This is a genomic window from Treponema endosymbiont of Eucomonympha sp. (genome assembly GCF_001028545.1).
In genome coordinates, this window is sequence record NZ_BBPW01000354.1 from 1 (window position 1) to 707 (window position 707).

The 707-nt window shown below is 62.9% G+C and carries 1 protein-coding gene; it reads left to right on the forward strand.

The features are described from left to right. A partial coding sequence (locus tag AWU74_RS07035; RefSeq protein WP_306701059.1) for an EF-Tu/IF-2/RF-3 family GTPase occupies window positions 1-707 on the forward strand: 707 nt, incomplete at both ends.

Consider the following 707-nt stretch of genomic DNA (forward strand, 5'->3'; position numbering starts at 1 on the left):
GCGATATTGCACCGGAGCGCCTCGGCGAAGCGCAGGAGTGGCGCGAAAAGCTCCTCGACGAGGTTGCCTCGCACAGTGACGAGCTCGCCGATATGTTTCTGTCGGGCACGGAAATCCCTATCGACACGCTGCTCGCCGGAATCCGCCGCGGCACGCTCAGCCGCGCGTTCGTGCCGTTTCTGTGCGGCGCGGCGCGCCGGAATCAGGGCGTGCAGCCGCTTATCGACGCGGTCGTTGACTTCCTGCCTGCGCCCGACGAAGCGCCCCCTGTGGCGGGCTTCCACATCAAAAAAGAGACTGCCGTGAGCGTCCCTTGCGACCCGGAAGGCGCACCGCTCGGCTTGGTATTCAAAATCCAGCACGACCGCGAAAGCGGCAGCCTGTGCTACGTGCGCATGTATTCGGGCAGGCTCAAGACGGGCGACCAGGTGTATAACGCGGGCAAAAAGAAGCGCGAGCGCGTCAGCCGCATACTCAGAATGCACTCAAACAAGAGCGAGCCGCTCGACAGCGTATCCGCGGGCGATATTGCCGTCGTCGTCGGACTGAAGCACGCGCAGACCGGCGACACTATCGGGAGCGAGGGTTTTCCGGTGCTGCTGGAGAAGATGCGCTTGCCCGAGCCGGTGATTTCCGTCTCTATCGAGCCGGCGACGCTCTCCGACCGCGACAAGTTGAAGGAGACGCTCGACATTTTGACAAAGGAA